The 17,901-nt window shown below is 46.3% G+C and carries 9 protein-coding genes, 1 pseudogene and 1 riboswitch; of the genes and pseudogenes, 2 read left to right on the top strand and 8 right to left on the bottom strand.

Annotation, left to right across the window (positions count from 1 at the left end; all coding sequences use genetic code 11):
- Positions 1-1,559: membrane-bound lytic murein transglycosylase MltF (gene mltF, locus AB6D93_RS18870; protein ID WP_372159185.1), on the bottom strand; the 1,559-nt coding region annotated here is incomplete at its 3' end.
- Positions 1,560-1,888: 329 nt separating this feature from the next.
- On the opposite strand from mltF, the gene purL reads away from it, so the two are divergent.
- Positions 1,889-5,797 (top strand): phosphoribosylformylglycinamidine synthase, encoded by a 3,909-nt coding sequence (gene purL, locus AB6D93_RS18865; RefSeq protein WP_102333759.1) that lies wholly within the window; start codon positions 1,889-1,891, stop codon positions 5,795-5,797.
- Positions 5,798-6,169: 372 nt separating this feature from the next.
- Here purL and AB6D93_RS18860 read toward each other — a convergent pair whose 3' ends face one another.
- The 4 genes from AB6D93_RS18860 to dapD all read right to left on the bottom strand — a co-directional run bounded on the left by AB6D93_RS18860 (position 6,170) and on the right by dapD (position 12,608).
- Positions 6,170-9,274 (bottom strand): efflux RND transporter permease subunit, encoded by a 3,105-nt coding sequence (locus AB6D93_RS18860; RefSeq protein WP_102333760.1) that lies wholly within the window; start codon positions 9,272-9,274, stop codon positions 6,170-6,172.
- Complete coding sequence (locus tag AB6D93_RS18855; protein ID WP_240799502.1) at positions 9,271-10,593, bottom strand: efflux RND transporter periplasmic adaptor subunit; 1,323 nt, start codon at positions 10,591-10,593, stop codon at positions 9,271-9,273. The genes AB6D93_RS18860 and AB6D93_RS18855 overlap by 4 nt, the downstream gene beginning before the upstream one ends.
- A 124-nt stretch (positions 10,594-10,717) precedes the next feature.
- Positions 10,718-11,068, bottom strand: a complete 351-nt coding sequence (locus tag AB6D93_RS18850; RefSeq protein WP_017059884.1) for an EF-hand domain-containing protein — start codon at positions 11,066-11,068, stop codon at positions 10,718-10,720.
- 508 nt (positions 11,069-11,576) lie between these two features.
- On the bottom strand, positions 11,577-12,608 hold the full coding sequence (gene dapD, locus AB6D93_RS18845; protein ID WP_102333762.1) for a 2,3,4,5-tetrahydropyridine-2,6-dicarboxylate N-succinyltransferase: 1,032 nt from the start codon (positions 12,606-12,608) through the stop codon (positions 11,577-11,579).
- A 505-nt stretch (positions 12,609-13,113) separates the two neighbouring features.
- Here dapD and ushA point away from each other — a divergent pair.
- The gene (gene ushA, locus AB6D93_RS18840) at positions 13,114-14,814 is read left to right on the top strand and encodes a bifunctional UDP-sugar hydrolase/5'-nucleotidase UshA (RefSeq protein WP_017064205.1); all 1,701 of its coding nucleotides are present in this window, start codon (positions 13,114-13,116) and stop codon (positions 14,812-14,814) included.
- Between the two features lie 84 nt (positions 14,815-14,898).
- Here the strand turns inward: ushA and AB6D93_RS18835 are convergent.
- The 3 genes and pseudogenes from AB6D93_RS18835 to AB6D93_RS18825 form a co-directional block, all read right to left on the bottom strand.
- A pseudogene (locus AB6D93_RS18835) lies at positions 14,899-15,540 on the bottom strand (MarC family protein).
- A 228-nt stretch (positions 15,541-15,768) separates the two neighbouring features.
- Positions 15,769-16,758, bottom strand: coding sequence for a GGGtGRT protein (locus tag AB6D93_RS18830; RefSeq protein ID WP_065584394.1), 990 nt, complete (start codon positions 16,756-16,758; stop codon positions 15,769-15,771).
- A 25-nt stretch (positions 16,759-16,783) separates the two neighbouring features.
- Positions 16,784-17,476: an iron-sulfur cluster assembly scaffold protein gene (locus tag AB6D93_RS18825; RefSeq protein ID WP_017068533.1), complete on the bottom strand. Its 693-nt coding sequence runs from the start codon at positions 17,474-17,476 to the stop codon at positions 16,784-16,786.
- A 194-nt stretch (positions 17,477-17,670) separates the two neighbouring features.
- Positions 17,671-17,755, bottom strand: a riboswitch (Fluoride riboswitch).
- Positions 17,756-17,901 lie beyond the last annotated feature (146 nt).

Raw genomic sequence — 17,901 nt, 5'->3', positions numbered from 1 at the left:
GGCTCAGAACTGCTTACTGTCGACTGAGCTGCGCTGATACTCGATTCAGCACCTGAGGTTTCTAAAGGTGGGATCACCACCAAACCTTCAAGGGTCGCTTCTTGTTCTTTATTGCGCTTATTTACATGGCCAATAATGCTTTGGTAATAACGGCGAATGTTTTCAACGTAGTTTCTCGCTTCATCACCACGCGCATACCCATATCGAGTTTGGCTGTAGTACTTCTTCTGTCTTAACAGAGGTAATCTGTCTTTCACATCGCCCCAAGCATCAGGATCTCCTCCTTGTGCCTTCGTGAGGCGACGCGCGTCCATCATGTGCCCGTAACCGACATTGTATGAAGCAAGTGCAAACCAGATCTTTTCGTGTTGAGTGATTGAATCTGGTACTCGGTTCACGATACGACGCAGGTACTCAACACCGCCTTGTACCGACTGGTTCGGGTCGAGACGGTTGGTTACCCCAACACTCTTCGCGGTGGGCAGTGTCAACATCATCATGCCACGAACACCCGTTGGTGAGCGCGCAACAGGGTTCCAGTGTGATTCTTGGTAGGCCAAAGCGGCAATCAAGCGCCAATCAAATTCTTGAGAGTACCTTTGAAATAGCGGCGACCATTTTGGCAACTTGCTGTCCAGTGCGCGGATAAAGGCACGAGTATCAACGTAGTCAAAAGTGCCGATGTGGCCGATGTATTTCTCTTCTAGTGAAGCCAGTTCACCAGACTGTTTTAGGTTACCGAAGAACTCAATCAACAGAGCATAAAGGCTTTCATCTTCAGACTTCTGCAAATACCAAGAGATAGGTTGGTCTTCTGTCAGTTCAAAAGCCAAAGCTACGTCTGGGTATAAACGTTGTGCCAGTGACAGCTCAATTGAGTCCGCAACCGTAAATAAGCGCTCGCCAGTCGATACTTCTTTGAGCAGGTCGTTGATATCAGCATTGCCGACCGCATCATAGATAAAGTCATCGTGTGTTTTCTGCAGCTGCTTTAGTGTTGGCTCGAAGTGTGAGTCTTTCACCACAACCAAAGATGGCGTTAATGTGTCAGTAGACGCCGCCTCTTCTGATTCAGTTTGTGCTTTAACAAAGTCAACCTGACGCTCATTCTCGAAATTGATCAGTTGTTCAAGGTTTCTCGGTCGCCACTGGCCTTTTTTGTATACGACCTGTTGGCTTACGTAGTAATAAGCAGGTGCGGCGCGATAAGCTCGTGTCAGTTTGTTGTTTTGCGTTAAGCCGGTCGCGATAAGATCGATTTCGCCTTTCTGCAGTGCAGGGAACAAGCCAGACAAACGGTAAGCGGGTTTAACCTCAAGCTTTACACCAAGCTCCTGCGCAAATTCACGAGCTAATTCGTAATCCAAGCCAGCAGGACCATCAGGACCGATGTAATAAGAGAGTTGGTTATTTAGGGTGCCGACACGAAGAACGCCACGATCTCGTATCTGCTCAAGGACACTTTTAGGTTCAGATTCAATCTGGCATCCAGCCAACCCAAATAGGGCGATGGCGAGCAGAAGGAACTTAGACGAAAAGATGAGCGTAAATTTAGGCATCAAAATGAAATCTCGAAAAGTGGAAGCTCCTTTATACCAAACCCCGCAAGGCTGGCAAAGCAGGTTTAATTAAACAGTTGTAAAAGTGGTGATAAATGCAGCAAAAGTACCATTTACGCAGAAAGATAAAAAAAATCACGCAAACGGTTGCTTTTGGTGTTACGTCACAAAAAGAAATGCTTTATAATGCGCTCGCATTGAAGAGGTGGGATCGGCATAGGTTTTTAAACCTTCGGGAATAGCTTCGAAGAAAACAGTTAGGTTTTTCCTTTAACCCACTGAATTTATTCCAATACTACCTTAATCAACTGCATAAGAGACGTAAGCACATGAGAATTTTGCGTGGCTCCCCAGCTCTATCTGAGTTTCGTGTTAACAAGCTTTTAGAGCTTTGTCGTGAATTAAGCTTACCTGTAACAGGTATTTACGCTGAGTTTGCCCACTTTGCTGATCTAACGGCAGACCTAGATGAGTCTGAAGTTGAGAAGCTAGAAAAGCTACTGACTTACGGTCCAACGATTGAAGAGCATGAACCTGAAGGTTTACTGCTGCTTGCAACGCCACGCCCAGGCACTATCTCGCCTTGGTCTTCAAAATCAACAGATATCGCACACAACTGCGGACTGGCTAAAGTGTCACGTCTAGAGCGCGGTACTGCTTTCTACATTGAAACCTCTGCTGAACTTTCTGAACTTCAACTTGTTGAGCTGAAAGCAATCCTGCACGACCGTATGATGGAAGTGGTTTTCACTGACTTCGAATCAGCGGCGGCACTATTTACCGTTGCTGAACCTGCTCCTTATGCGGAAGTTGACCTACTAACTGGTGGACGTAAAGCGCTTGAAAAAGCAAACGTTACCCTAGGTCTTGCACTTGCAGAAGATGAGATTGATTACCTTCTTGAAAGCTTCACTGAGAAGCTAGGTCGTAACCCGACGGACATCGAGCTAATGATGTTTGCACAAGCGAACTCAGAGCACTGTCGTCATAAGATCTTTAACGCTGATTGGACTATCGATGGCGTTAAGCAAGAAAAATCATTGTTCAAGATGATTAAGAACACCTTTGAAACGACACCAGAACATGTTCTGTCTGCTTATAAAGATAACTCAGCGGTAATGACAGGTTCTGAAGTTGGTCGTTTCTTCCCAGATCCAGAAACTCGCCAGTACAGCTACCACCAAGAAAAAACACACATCTTGATGAAAGTTGAAACGCACAACCACCCAACGGCAATCTCACCGTGGCCAGGCGCATCGACAGGTTCAGGCGGTGAAATCCGTGATGAAGGCGCAACCGGTATTGGTGGTAAGCCAAAAGCGGGTCTTGTTGCTTTCTCTGTATCTAACCTTAAGATCCCGAACTTCGTTCAACCTTGGGAAACTGACTTTGGTAAGCCAAGCCGTATCGTTACTGCTCTGGATATCATGCTTGAAGGTCCTCTTGGTGGCGCGGCATTCAACAACGAATTTGGTCGTCCAAACCTACTTGGCTACTTCCGTACTTACGAAGAGAAAGTAAACTCTCACGCAGGTGAAGAAGTGCGTGGTTACCACAAACCAATCATGCTAGCTGGTGGTCTTGGCAACATCCGTGATGAGCACGTTCAGAAGAAAGAGATCCCGGTAGGTGCAAGCCTAATCGTTCTAGGTGGTCCTGCGATGAACATCGGCCTTGGCGGCGGTGCGGCATCTTCAATGGATTCTGGTTCTTCTTCTGAAGATCTTGATTTCGCTTCTGTACAACGTGAAAACCCAGAGATGGAGCGTCGTTGTCAGGAAGTTATCGACCGTTGTTGGCAGCTTGGTGATGCGAACCCAATCGCATTTATCCACGATGTGGGCGCGGGCGGTATCTCGAATGCTCTTCCTGAGCTAGTCGACGATGGCGAGCGTGGCGGTATCTTTAATCTACGTGACGTGCCAAACGATGAGCCGGGCATGAGCCCACTTGAGATCTGGTGTAACGAATCTCAAGAGCGTTATGTAATGGCGGTTGCTGATAAAGACATGGCAACGTTCGACGCGATTTGTAAGCGTGAACGTGCACCGTACGCAGTGGTTGGTAAAGCAACTGAAGAACGTGATCTGAAATTAGAAGATTCACACTTCGACAACACGCCAATCGACATGCCAATGGACATCCTATTAGGTAAAACACCTAAGATGCACCGTGACGCGAAAACGCTAAAAGCTAACAACCCTGCGATTGACCGTTCTGGCATCGAGATGAACGAAGCGGTTGACCGTGTTCTTCGCTTGCCAACAGTCGCTGAGAAAACATTCCTTATCACCATCGGTGACCGCTCGGTAACAGGCCTTGTAGTTCGTGACCAAATGGTTGGTCCATGGCAGGTTCCTGTTGCTAACTGCGCAGTAACAGCGGCAAGCTACGACTCTTACCACGGTGAGGCTATGTCTCTTGGTGAGCGTACGCCAGTGGCACTTCTAGACTTCGGCGCATCGGCTCGTCTAGCGGTTGGTGAAGCAATTACTAACATCGCAGCGACCAACATCGGCGATATCAAACACATTAAACTGTCGGCTAACTGGATGTCTCCAGCAGGTCACCCAGGTGAAGATGCAGGTCTTTACGAAGCGGTTAAAGCGGTTGGTGAAGAACTATGTCCAGCTCTGGGTCTAACTATCCCAGTGGGTAAAGACTCAATGTCGATGAAGACTAAGTGGGAAGAGAATGGCGAGCAGAAAGAAGTAACGTCTCCGCTATCTCTTGTTATCACTGCGTTTGCACGTGTTGAAGATGTTCGTAAGACGATTACTCCTCAGCTTCGCACTGACAAAGGTAATACAAGCCTAGTTCTTATCGACCTAGGTAACGGCAAAAACCGTATGGGTGCAACAGCACTTGCACAGGTTTACAAGCAGCTTGGTGACAAGCCAGCAGACGTAGACAACGCAGCGCAACTAAAAGGTTTCTACGAAGGCGTTCAAGCACTTGTAGCGAACGACCAAGTTGTCGCTTACCACGATAAAGGCGATGGTGGTCTATTCGTAACGCTAGCAGAAATGGCATTCGCAGGTCACTGTGGTGTTAATGCAAACATTGAAGCGTTAGGTGAAGACACGCTAGCAGCACTGTTCAACGAAGAGCTAGGTGCAGTAATCCAAGTCCGTAACGACGACCTAGACGCAGTACTTTCTACTCTTGCAGCTAACGGTCTAGAAGCATGTTCTCATGTGATTGGCAGCGTTGTTGGTGAAGGGGAAGCATCAGATGAACTAGTGATTAAGTCTGGCGAGTCTGTAGTGATTGAACGTAACCGTACTGAACTACGTACTATCTGGGCTGAGACAACGCACAAGATGCAAGGTCTGCGTGATAACCCAGTATGTGCTGACCAAGAACATGAAGCGAAGAAAGACAACTCGGACCCAGGTCTGAACGTGAAACTGAGCTTTGACGTAAACGAAGACATCGCAGCACCGTTCATCAAAACAGGTGCTAAGCCTAAGATGGCGATTCTACGTGAGCAGGGTGTTAACTCTCACGTTGAAATGGCAGCAGCATTCGACCGTGCAGGCTTCGAAGCAACTGATATTCACATGAGCGACATCCTAACAGGTCAAGCGGTACTAGAAGAATACAACGGCCTTGTGGCATGTGGTGGCTTCTCTTACGGTGATGTACTAGGTGCTGGTGAAGGTTGGGCGAAGTCGGTTTTGTTTAATGACTCTACTCGTGACCAGTTTGAAAACTTCTTCAAGCGTGAAGATACCTTCTCTCTAGGTGTGTGTAACGGTTGTCAGATGCTGTCGAATCTACGTGAACTTATCCCTGGTGCAGAGTACTGGCCACGTTTCGTTCGCAACGAATCTGAGCGCTTTGAAGCACGTTTCAGCCTAGTAGAAGTTCAGAAGTCAGATTCTGTATTCTTCAACGGCATGGAAGGTTCTCGTATGCCAATCGCTGTTTCTCACGGTGAAGGCCGCGTAGAAGTACGTGATAACGACCACCTAAACGCGATTGAAAACTCAGGTACGGTTGCTCTACGTTACGTTGATAACAACGGTAACCAAACGCAGCAATACCCGAATAACCCGAATGGTTCGCCAAACGCTATCACAGGTTTAACAACGACTGACGGCCGCGTGACAATTATGATGCCTCACCCAGAGCGTGTATTCCGTACGGTTGCAAACTCTTGGTCTCCGGAAGGTTGGGGCGAGAATGGCGCTTGGATGCGTATGTTCCAAAACGCACGTAAGAACGTGGGTTAATTGAAAACGATTTAAACAGTGTTATCGGGACAATAACCACAAGCGCAGATCGAAAGGTCTGCGCTTTTTTTGGTGGTGAGTGTGGTGTAGGGATCACCGTATAGTGGATGTGTGTATAACAAACTTTTGGACAGAAATGAGTTTTGGAAAATCAAACATTAGCAAATGACTAATAACTTCAGGTATGACAAATAACTAAACCTGATAGAAAAACTGCCACCAAAGAGCAAAAGACAAGACCTGACCCTATTGTTTTTTGTACGCAAAAAAACAGCAGTCAGTGATAGGGTTTAATCGCCAAATAAATTCTACGCAAACTACCATTTTCATGCCGGGCTAAATGACATGGTTCAGCATGCACTCCCAAGGGCCTCAAAGGGAAGATTGAGCACCTTCTGCCCATTTGGTCAGCTTTAAATCGTCCAAAATAAGCAGCACGCAAGGCACAACAATTGACGCTAGTAACGTAGCCGAGACTAAGCCAAACGCAATACTGGCAATTAACGGGATCAGAAATTGCGCTTGCGTACTGGTTTCGGTTAACAGTGGAAGCAATCCTGCAAATGTGGTTAACGAGGTGATAAATATCGCTCTAAATCGGTCACGTACCGCCTCTCGACAAGCGTCTATCAAGCGCTCGCCTTGGGCGATATTCTTCTTAATAAAATTGACCAACAGAATGTTATCGTTAACGACGATACCCGCTAAGGTAGCAAAGCCAACCAAGCTTGGAATAGTCAAATCGAACCCCATGCCCAAGTGCCCCCATACCACACCAATCCAGCCCATAGGGATTGCCAGCAGCACAGCAATCGGTTGAGTGTAGCTTTGTAACAGGAACACTAAAATAAGATAAATCCCCACCACGCCAAGAGCAAAGAAGGTCGCCAGCGAGGAGCCCGTATCTGAGCTTTCTTTATCCTGACCTTGCGAGGTGAAGGTGATGTCTGGGAATTTGTGTTGAGTTTGCGAGACAAATTCGCTATTGAACTGCAGCATGATTTCACGCGCATTGGCAACCCGCGTATCGATATTGCCTTGCACAACCACAGTGTTCATCCCATTAATGCGGTGAATTCGCGAGAAGGCTTGTTTTCTGTCAAACGTCGCAACACTTGATAATGGAACTAGGGTTCCATTGCCTGCCGTCACCATCAAGTTATTCAACTCATACAGGCTAGCTTGGTGCGTAAACTCATCCAGTCTCACACTAATATCCACCAGCTCGCCTTGTTGGAAAACCGTCAGATCAGTACTGCCTTTTACCGCGCTGCGCAGCGTTTGAGCAATGTTGGAAGCATTAACTCCCATCACGCCAGCTTCATCTTTAAGGTTAACGTGAAATTCGGTTCTGCCCTCACGCAGATCGGTGGAGAGGTTATAGACACCGTCAAATCCCTTCAACCATTTCACCAGCGAGCGGCTGACTTGATTGAGCTCTTGTAACGACTCACCCTGAACCCGAATATCAATGCCATTGCCAGCAATGCCCCGTTCTTTATCGGTAAACTTGAGTGAAACCACATCCGCCGTAGGGCCTACTTTTTGTTTCCAATCTTGGATCAGATCTTTAATGCTCTGCTGCCTAAATTGCGCTGGCAATAGATCGGCACTGACGGTTGCCATATGCGGCCCCGACTCATTAGCATCAGCATTTGAGTTGAACATGATCGTGGTGCTCGCGACCAAAGGTTTTGAGCTTGGGTATTTCTCTGCGTATTCTTGGTTGAGTTCATCAAGCGCGTTTGAAACCTTCTCCACCACCGCCTCTGTCTGGCTCAGTAAACTGCCTTGAGGGAGCAAGATACGCGCCTGCAGCACATCACTTTCCAAGGCAGGTATGGCTTTGAATTTCAGCCAACCTGACGAAATGGAAGCGGTTGAAATCATCACCACCATCACCAATATCCCTACTGAAAGATAAGGTGCATTCATCGCCTTGACACTCACTGGCACAAAGAATCTGTCTCTGATGTTTTCAAAACCGGCAATGAACTTGTCCCGTATAGGATTAGAGCGAGATTCAGTATGGCTATGTGCCAAATGAGACGGCAAGATCAAGAAAGCTTCTATCAGACTAACAAGCAAGGTAATCAATAACACGATGGGAATATAGCGTAGTACTTCGCCCATCTTGCCTGTGAGAAACATCAGCGGCCCTATCACCATGATGGTGGTAGCAAACGATGCAATCACACCTGGGAAGACTTGTTTGGTACCTTCAACTGCAGCGTCAAACGCGGGTAGCCCTTGTTGCCTCTTGGCAGCGATGTTTTCTGCAATGATCAACGAGTCGTCCATTAGCAGACCAATCGCGACAATCAGCCCGACCAGCGTCATCATATTCAGGGTATAACCGAGAAGTTGTATCGCAAAAATGGCGCCAAGGAATGAAACCGGCAGCCCCATGGTGACCCAAAAGCTAAAGCGAATATTAAAAAACGCCCACAACATCAAAAATGCCAGTGCTAATCCCTGTGCGCCATTGCTGGTGAGGATTCTCAGACGCTCAATAATATTGGTGCTGGAATCTTGGGTGATGGTTAAAGCGACGCCTTCAGGGGCTCTCGCCTGTTCTTTTTCAACGATGCTGACGATCGCATCTTTGACCGTTAAGGTATCTTGAAATTGCGTTTTGGACACCTGAAGCAAAGCGGCACGCTGACCATTGAACAGGATTTGATTTTCATCGCTAGTGAACTTCTGCTGAATAACGGCAACATCACCGAGGCGAACCTGAGTCCCCGTCTCACTGGATTTAATCACGATATTTTCGAAGTCTCTGACGTTGCTGCCTAAGTGGTCGAAGCGGACGCTGATCTCTTCCAAGTCATTACTAAATACGCCAGCAGGAGTGCTGATACTTTGCTGTTGTACTAGATTGGACAAGTCGGACACACTCAGGCCGTACTGCTGCAACTTCCACTGCGATACGCGAATTTCTATTTCTTGATCCGCAAAACCGCTCACGGTCACCTGAGCGATCAATGGGCTCTCTTTTAACTTGTGCTTAATTTGTTGGGCATAGAGATATAAGTCCCTATCTGACATATTGCCGGTAATCGCGACACTGGCCACCGTTGCCACTCGGTCCAGTTTCGACACCGTGATCTGCTCAACTCGATCCGGAAAATCACTGATGGCGTTAACCTGCTGTTGAATATCGCTGGTTAAAGTGTCAATGTCTTCATCATCGCCGATTTCCACATTGGCGATGACCAAACTCTCTCGGGCATCACAGCTTAACTCTTTAATTCCACTCAGCTTATCGAGAGAATCTTCCAACGGGTAACACACTTCTTCCATCATCTCAAAAGGTGACGCGCCCGGATAAACGATCCGAACCTCAATATTTTTGGTCGGCGTCAACGGAAAAGTGTCTTTCTGCAGTTTGGGCAAGGCAAAAGCCCCTAACAGCAGTACCGCCATCATCAGGACATTGGCGCCAGTGGTGTGCCGAGCAAAAAAAGCGATCATAATTTGCCCTCTTTCTGAATCGCGTTTAGGGCTTTAAATCCGCTCTGCGTATCCAACCAAAGGCCGATTTTCTCATCCGGTTGCGGTTGTAAAGCCATCCCCTCAACGGCGGGTGAAAGTTTACTTAGCACAACCACATCACCGAATTCCACGCCAGATTTGATCACCGCAACCTGCCCTTGGACGAAATCTATCCTGACAGGTTTGCTTTTCAGTTTACCTTCAGAGACAGTGTAAACTTTACCATCATGGATGGCGTTTATCGGTAGCAAGACTTGTTGCTCCATCATTGGTGCTTTAATCGTGACTTTAACGAAAGTCCCACGAATAAGTGGTGGCTTCTCCCCGGGAATGGCTTGCTGATAGGGCTGATTTACTTGTGCAACCAGGCTTTGGCTTTGAGTCTGAGCATCGATTTCACCGCCGGAGCGGCTGATCTCGGCAGGCCAAGTAATTACTTTATCGCCTGCTTGGAGCTCGACTGTCGCGCTCAAGTTGCTATGAACATCTTCGTCAAGCGAGTCAAAGCGATTGGAATTTCTTAGCGGACGCATTTTACCAAGCGGAAACTGCGCGCGAACCTCAACGGCATCGATGTCATCCGCTTTGAGCAGCAATTCCCCCTTGTTGACATACTCGGCGAGTCCAACCAAGGTTTCGACAATGCGAATATCAAATGGGGCTTTAATTACGGTTTGTTCGAGATCTCGGTTTGCAAGTGCTAGTTCCGTTTGCAAAACCTTTTGCTGCGCTTGATTAATTGCCAGTTGGTTTTTCTGTGTCTGGAGCTGTTGCTGGCTGCTGAGCAAGTCTTTGGTCGCGCGGTCTTTCTCTGTTTTGGAGATATGCCCGGTTTCACTCAATTTGATTGAGCGGGCATATTCTGACTGTTGTACCTCAAACTCTTTCTCTGCAATCTTGAGCGAATCGATAATGGTCTGATTCGTTAGCATTAGCACTTCAAGCTCAGCTTGCAAACGGGCAATAGTAAGTTGATAAGCGGTGGGGTCAATTCTAAGGAGTTCGCTGTCTTTGCGGATAATAGCGCCCGTTTTGTATTGCTCAGAAACCCACACAACCGCGCCGTCAAGTTCAGACTGTGCCTGCCAGTCTTGAACAGACTCGGTATGTCCATATCCGATGGCAGAAGGTTGGATATTTCGCGGCTCGACTTTCAACACCCGAACCACCTTTTTAGCAGCCGTATTACTCGCATTAGGCGGTTCAGCCTTCATCCCTGGTGCGATCACCAATAACGCGATGCCCAACAAAACAGGAGGAACAAACAGAGTCCTTTGTAACCAGCTATACCTAGTCATAGCGATTCCCTTACTATATATTAGCTTTTCCTTAAGCAAAAGGTAGCACACCAACATAAGCGGATTTGCTTCCTTGATCTCAAAATAAGTCAGGCCTCACAAATGGAGGCCTGATTGAATTGAGCTACTGATTGTTTTTGCCTTTGCCCATGGTATTTTTGGGGTTCACCATGCCTTGATGAGCATTAAACTCTTGTTGAGAGATAGCGCGATCCGCGTTGCTATCTAACGAAGCAAAACTGTGGCTTTGATTGATATTTTTCAACGTACGTCCCTCTTCTGCTCGCTGGGCAATACGTTCTGAGCGTGCTTGATTGAACTCGGCTTCGGTTATCTTGCCATCACCATCGAGATCAAACTGTGAAAATACTGGGCGTGACATATTGTTATTCATGCCTTTATTCATTCCACCAGCCATTGCTCCGAAGGCAATAACGATACCGAGTAACGCGATTATCGTGCTTTTGATTTTCATGACGTTTTCCTTCTCTTTGTTTCACTACTTAAGAATATACTAATGTAAGTAAGATAACGTCATGTGATGTAAAGGTATGTAAAGATGGCTAAGTAGATATCGATTTATGTTCTTATCGGTTTGTAAGCGCAGCGCAACAGAAATTATGAAACTTCTGCCGCTAGTACTCTGGTAAGAGTACAGGCATAGCTATGTCCAAATGGTTTTCAAATTATCCCAAACTTTCAGCCACCGAAACCGAAACCGAAACCGAAAAGCCAATGATATAAAATCCCTAGTTTCGAAAAATATGGCGATTTTTAGACATTCAGAGTGTTTTCGAACTTTTGCCCAGCAGTTTGCCTTGCAAATATACAACAGACAAGGGATTACTTTTAGTAGGGCAAATACATGTTAACATTCTGTTAACTCTGACTGGTAATGGGGCAATAATGATTCCCAGAACATACAAAAAAGCCGCTGGATTGAACCCCAGCGGCTTATTATTTTCTAGCATCTAGTGCTTAGATTAGTTGTTGCTGTGCAGCTCGCTGTTTAGCTCAACCGCAGACTTGTTCGCTAGGCACTCGATTTGGCCTGTGATTGAGTTGCGACGGAACAGAAGATCAGACACGCCAGCAAGATCGCGAGCTTTAATGATTTCTACTTCATTGCCTTCTTTATCTAGCATGCGAACCTTAGTACCCGCAGTCACGTAAAGACCAGACTCAACTGTACAACGGTCACCCATAGGGAAGCCAAGACCCGCGTTTGCGCCTAGTAGGCAGTTTTCGCCGATAGAGATAACCATCGTACCGCCACCAGACAGAGTACCCATGATAGAAGCGCCGCCGCCGATGTCTGAACCGTTACCTACAACAACACCCGCAGAGATACGACCTTCAACCATGCTCACGCCAGTTGTACCAGCATTGAAGTTGATGAAACCTTCGTGCATTACTGTTGTGCCTTCGCCTACGTGTGCGCCAAGACGAACACGAGAAGTGTCAGCAATACGAATACCTGTTGGTACTACGTAGTCCACCATTTTAGGGAACTTGTCTACGCAATCTACAGACAGAGCACGACCTGCAAGGCGAGCTTCGATTTGACGCTCAGCCAGCTCAGGTAGGTCGATAGGGCCTTCGTTTGTCCATGCGATGTTGTGCAGTAGACCGAAGATGCCGTCCAGTACCGTACCGTGTGGTTGTACTAGGCGGTTAGAGATAAGTTGTAGCTTTAGGAAGCCTTCAGCAACTGATGCTGGCTTCTCGTCAGTAGCAAGAACAACAAGAACAAGTGGCTGTTCAGACGCTGCAGTTTTTTCTGCGAAAGATGCGTTAGCTGCATCATCGTTTGCTGCGAATGCTTTCGCCAGTTCTGCGCTTTGTGCAGCAGAGATTTCGATAGCTTGGTTGCCTTCAGCGTAACCTGACACTTCAGCTACAGCTGCTACAAGAGCGTCGCTTGGGTTTAGAAGCGGGTTAGGGAAGAACGCTTCAATGATTTTATTGTCGCGATTTTTGGTTGCCGTACCGAAGGCTAGTGAAAAATAAGCCATGTTGAATCTCCATGTGTTGAGTCTTGATTTTGCTATTCCAAAACAACGGCTCGAATAACAAGCGCTGCCGTTAGCAAAGTTAATTTAATTGCGTTCATCATAAAGAGAGCGCCCTCGTTATGAAAGGGCGTATCGGGATAAAGTCTGTAAAATGATATTGCTTGTCTTTTGAGAGATAGTTTTCATTATCCGGATATTATACCTCGCTCTTAAATATGGGCGTTCTTACTTAAGTAGCGCGGTGCCATTTCATTTCCATGCCTGACACTTATCTTTAGTCCATCCTCTTGTTAGCCGTATCAATAGAGTGAGTCACACTTTCTTTATAAATTCATGTTTATTATCAGAATTATTCGACTTCTGTTGATTAATCGCTTGTGCCTACAGTTAGGGTAAATACTCAACTTTCCAGACATGTAATTAAGAGAACGATCACTAAAACCCTGCAAGATGTCAGTATATTGCCTGCCATAACGACATTAAAACGATTAATAAAGGATCTTCTATGAATTTTACTAAGTCTTTACTGGTGTTATCTATCGGCGTAGCGATGGTTGGTTGTGGCTCGGACAGTGACGATATCGCAGTGACATGTGACACTGCCGCTTCTTGTACCAAGTTTACTGTTTTACATACCAACGATAACCATGGTCGCTTCTGGGAAAATAGTAAGGGTGAGTATGGAATGGCGGCTCGTAAGACGTTGATTGATAGTATTCGTGCGGAAGTGACTCAAAACGGTGGTGAGACGATCCTACTGTCCGGTGGTGACATTAATACTGGTGTTCCAGAGTCTGATATGCAGGATGCGATACCAGATTTTGTTGGCATGAACCTTCTTGGTTACGATGCGATGGCATTAGGTAACCATGAATTCGACAACACCTTGGATGTGCTTGAGATGCAATCTGAGCTAGCTGACTTCCCGATGCTTGCGGCGAATATTTATATCAAAGATGGAGACACAGTTACTGATGAACGCCTTTTCTCTCCATATAAAGTATTCACCATTAATGGTTTAAAGATTGCTGTTATTGGCCTGACAACCAAAGATACGGCTAAATTAGTTAATCCTGACAACGTCGCGACAATTCACTTTGCCGACCCACAAGTTGAAATCAAAAAAGCCATAAAAGAAATAGAGGCCAATGAAACGGTTGACCTGATTTTTGCTACCACGCATATGGGGCATTACGCAGATGGTCAGCATGGTAGTGAAGCGCCTGGCGATGTATTGCTTGCTCGCTCTCTAGAAGAAGGTCAGCTAGATGCAATTATTGGTGGACACTCTCAAAACCCTGTTTGTATGGAAGGCAATGAATACGCCGACTTCAACCCAGGGGATGACTGCAAACCTGATCAGCAAAATGGTACCTACATCATGCAAGCTCACGAGTGGGGTAAGTATGTAGGCAGAGCTGACTTTGAGTTTTATGACGGCAAACTGCATTTAGCGAAGTACGATCTGGTTCCTGTGAACCTAAAAGAGAAGGATGAAAACGGTGATTATCAGTTTATTCAATCTGAAATAAAGCCTGATGCAGCTGTAAAAGCTACTCTCTACCCATACCAACAACAAGGGCAAGATCTCCTCGATGTCATCATCTCAAAGACAGATGCAAAACTGGAAGGTGATCGTGATGTTGTTCGTTCAGAACAAACTAATCTTGGTCACTTGTTAGGAGAAGCATACCGCACTTATGAATTGGTGAATGCTGACTTTGGTGTAATGAACTCTGGTGGTGTCCGTGACTCAATTGCGGCAGGAGACATTGCTTATCGTGATGTACTGACGGTTCAACCTTTCGGGAACTTCGTGACTAAAGCAACGATGACAGGTGCTGAAGTAAAAGCGTATTTGGACGTTGTTGCGACGAAGACTGCAGGATCCGGCGCTTATGCCCAACTCGACAATATCAGCTTAACGGTTGACTGCGATTTGAGTGATGTGACCATTCGAGATATCAATGGCAAAGGTTTTGATTTAGCAGACACTTACACGTTCTCCGTGATCAGTTTCAGTGCGGCTGGTGGTGATGACTACCCAGTAATTGACGTTGAATCGACACAGTTAACGGATGCCTCGGTACTGCGCGAATTCTTTGTTAAGAACCCTGATGTCACTGCAGCGAATTACGCACCAGCGGATGGTGATCTAATCTACATGAGTAAAGGTTTAGAAGTAAAAGGCTGCCCTGCGAACTAATTTATAATTCGTAAACAAAAGCGCCAAAGAAAATAGCCAGCGAATCGCTGGCTATTTTTGTATCAGAAATTTGTTGTTCTGAGCTTAAACAAACAGCGCCTTATGAGCTTGTTCAATACCTTCAATCAGCATCTGCATACCAATAACGGCGAGTATCAAACCCATCATTCGGGTAATTACATTCAATGCACTTGGTCCAACGGCTTTAACGAAGCGCTCGCCAAATACAAACAATACGTAGGTTAAGGCGCATAGTAGGCCAAAGGCGACGATGGTGATGATGGTTTCGTAGATGCCTTCGGTGTTGGCAAAGTTCATCGCGGTGGCAATGGTGCCCGGTCCGGCTAATATTGGCATTGCCAGTGGCGAGACGGCGATACTGAGCGCCGCATCTTGTTGAGCGTCTGAGTTGACCTTCTCTTTTGCTTTAGAGTGTGTTGAGTCACCTTGCAGCATATGAAAGCCAATCAAGAACACGAGGATCCCGCCGGTGATACGAAGCGCGTAAAGCGTGATACCAAAGAGGTCGAAGATGAGTTTACCCGAGACAGCAAAGGTGCTGACGATGATGAAGGCGATGAACACTGAGCGGAAAGCGATAGACTTGACCGTTTCCCTATCATTATCACCTGTTAATCAAAGAAAGATCGGTGTGTTGGCGATAGGGTTCATGATGGCAAAAAAGCCCATGAACACGGTAATGGTATGAATGATGAGCTCTTTCATATTATTCCTTTGAAAATATGTAGTTAAATACGACAGCAGAATGTATTTAATCTTAGATACAAATAATTATTAGAAATAGATAGTAGAGCAAGTGTGAATAAAAAACAGCCAGCATAAGGCTGGCTGTTTGGTTTTAGTGATAGGTGTAGAGTTTTAGTCGTCCGTTATTGCTTGATTCTCAACTAACAGACTCTACATAACAGGCAGATTGTGGGACTCACTTTGTCGTTATGCGTGTTGAGATTCACTCACTGCCACAGCCAATGCAACCGTCGCTCCGACCATTGGGTTGTTGCCCATGCCGATGAAGCCCATCATCGCCACGTGAGCAGGAACTGAAGAGCTACCTGCGAACTGAGCATCAGCGTGCATTCTGCCCATGGTATCGGTCATGCCGTAAGACGCTGGGCCTGCTGCTACGTTATCTGGGTGCAATGTTCGACCTGTACCGCCACCTGAAGCAACTGAGAAGTATGGCAAACCTTGGCGAGTGCGTTCTGCTTTGTAGATACCAGCAACAGGGTGTTGGAAGCGTGTTGGGTTGGTTGAGTTACCCGTGATACTCACATCCACTTCTTCTCTGTGCATGATCGCTACACCTTCACGTACATCATCAGCGCCGTAACACAAGATCTCGCCACGAGGGCCTTGTGAGAAGCGGCGACGTTCTGTTTCAACTAGCTCACCCGTTTGGTAATCAAATTGAGTGCGAACATAAGTAAAGCCATTGATGCGAGAGATTAGGTAAGCGGCATCTTTACCTAGACCGTTCAAGATAACTTTCAATGGTGTTTTGCGTGATTTGTTCACGTTCAGTGCAATCTTGATCGCACCTTCTGCAGCAGCAAAAGATTCGTGACCCGCAAGGAAAGCAAAGCAGTGGCTCTCTTCATTGAGAAGGCGAGCAGCCAGTGCGCCATGGCCGATACCGACTTGGCGTTGCTCCGCAACACTGCCGGGTTTTGTGAATGCTTGAAGGCCTTCACCAATGATATTCGCTGCTTGTTCTGCGTTGTTCGCTTTACGGAACAGAGCCAATGCTGCACCAAGAGTGTAAGCGTCAGCTGCGCTTTCAAATGCGATAGGTTGAGTGTCCATCACTAATGCTTTTGGATCGACATTGTGTGATAAACAGTATTGGTTTGCTTGCTCTAAAGAGTCGAAGTTCATTTCTGCCAATACGCGAGTTACTGATTCATTAAATTGAGTGTTCATCATATCTTTCCTCTTTTATTGGCAAAAATTATTGTTGGCGTGGGTTAATGGTGGTCACGGCTTCGTCGAAGCGACCATAAGTCCCTGTCGCAAGGTCAGCAGCTTCATTCGCTGGTACACCTTGGTTAATCGCCTTCATCATTTTGCCGAGGTTGAGATATTCATAGCCAATCACTTCGCTGTGATCATCAAGTGCAAGCTTAGTTACGTAACCTTCTGCAAGTTCTAGGTAACGAACGCCTTTCGCTGAGGTTGAATAACTGGTGCCGACTTGGCTACGCTGTGTTTGACCTAAGTCTTCCAATGCTGCGCCGATTTCTAGGCCACCTTCAGAGAAAGCAGACTGAGTTCGACCGTAAACAAACTGCAGGAAGATTTCGCGCATCGCTACGTTAATCGCGTCACATACTAAGTCAGTATTCAGCGCTTCTAGAATGGTTTTTCCGGTGAGGATTTCCGCAGCCATCGCGGCAGATTGAGTCATACCTGAACAACCAATCGTTTCGATTAATGCTTCTTCGATGATGCCGTTTTTTACGTTAAGAGTCAGTTTTGCAGCACCTTGTTGTGGTGCACAAGTGCCAACACCGTGGCTTAAGCCAGAAATAGCGATGACATCTTTTGGGCTAACCATTGCGCCTTCAACTGGAATTGGAGCTGAATTGTGAAGATCACCCCTTTGAATAGGGCACATTGATTGAATTTCTGAAGAGTAGTGCATAATGTTTTCTCACTTATAGAGCCATTTAAGGCCTAGGGCGTTGAGAAAACAGGACGTGTTGGAAGAGGTGCGGCTAATTCACTACAGATCTTGAGTATCGATAATCCAAAGGTGTCATGGAACTTGGTCTTAATAGACTAAGTCCATTTCAAAATGGAGGAATAGCGATACGTCCAACAGTATTACCTGTTTTCGATTCTGTAGGAGTCATTAGCACTGTTCGGAAAGAACGGGCGGTTGAAGCAAAAGCTTAGGTGGAACCCCATCACCTGATGGCTATAGATTAGATCTTCCTCACACTTTCATGCAAGCGAATGTTTAGAGCGATTTCGACTATAAACAAGCTTCATTATATTTCGATAAGTATAAAAAAACGCCAATAACGAACTCTGATTAGAGGCGTCATTGACGTTTTTTAGAAAGGT

Source organism: Vibrio sp. 10N.247.310.23 (assembly GCF_041467155.1).
GTDB classification, from domain to species: domain Bacteria; phylum Pseudomonadota; class Gammaproteobacteria; order Enterobacterales; family Vibrionaceae; genus Vibrio; species Vibrio crassostreae_C.
This window is presented reverse-complemented; position numbering and strand designations above follow the sequence as displayed.

What these genes read in the sequence shown, in the direction of transcription:
- AB6D93_RS18855 (WP_240799502.1), bottom strand. Translation starts at nt 10,593, where the DNA reads ATGACTAGGTATAGCTGGTTACAAAGGACTCTGTTTGTTCCTCCTGTT.
- AB6D93_RS18830 (WP_065584394.1), bottom strand. Translation starts at nt 16,758, where the DNA reads ATGATGAACACTCAATTTAATGAATCAGTAACTCGCGTATTGGCAGAA.
- AB6D93_RS18860 (WP_102333760.1), bottom strand. Translation starts at nt 9,274, where the DNA reads ATGATCGCTTTTTTTGCTCGGCACACCACTGGCGCCAATGTCCTGATG.
- AB6D93_RS18850 (WP_017059884.1), bottom strand. Translation starts at nt 11,068, where the DNA reads ATGAAAATCAAAAGCACGATAATCGCGTTACTCGGTATCGTTATTGCC.
- ushA (WP_017064205.1), top strand. Translation starts at nt 13,114, where the DNA reads ATGAATTTTACTAAGTCTTTACTGGTGTTATCTATCGGCGTAGCGATG.
- AB6D93_RS18825 (WP_017068533.1), bottom strand. Translation starts at nt 17,476, where the DNA reads ATGCACTACTCTTCAGAAATTCAATCAATGTGCCCTATTCAAAGGGGT.
- purL (WP_102333759.1), top strand. Translation starts at nt 1,889, where the DNA reads ATGAGAATTTTGCGTGGCTCCCCAGCTCTATCTGAGTTTCGTGTTAAC.
- dapD (WP_102333762.1), bottom strand. Translation starts at nt 12,608, where the DNA reads ATGGCTTATTTTTCACTAGCCTTCGGTACGGCAACCAAAAATCGCGAC.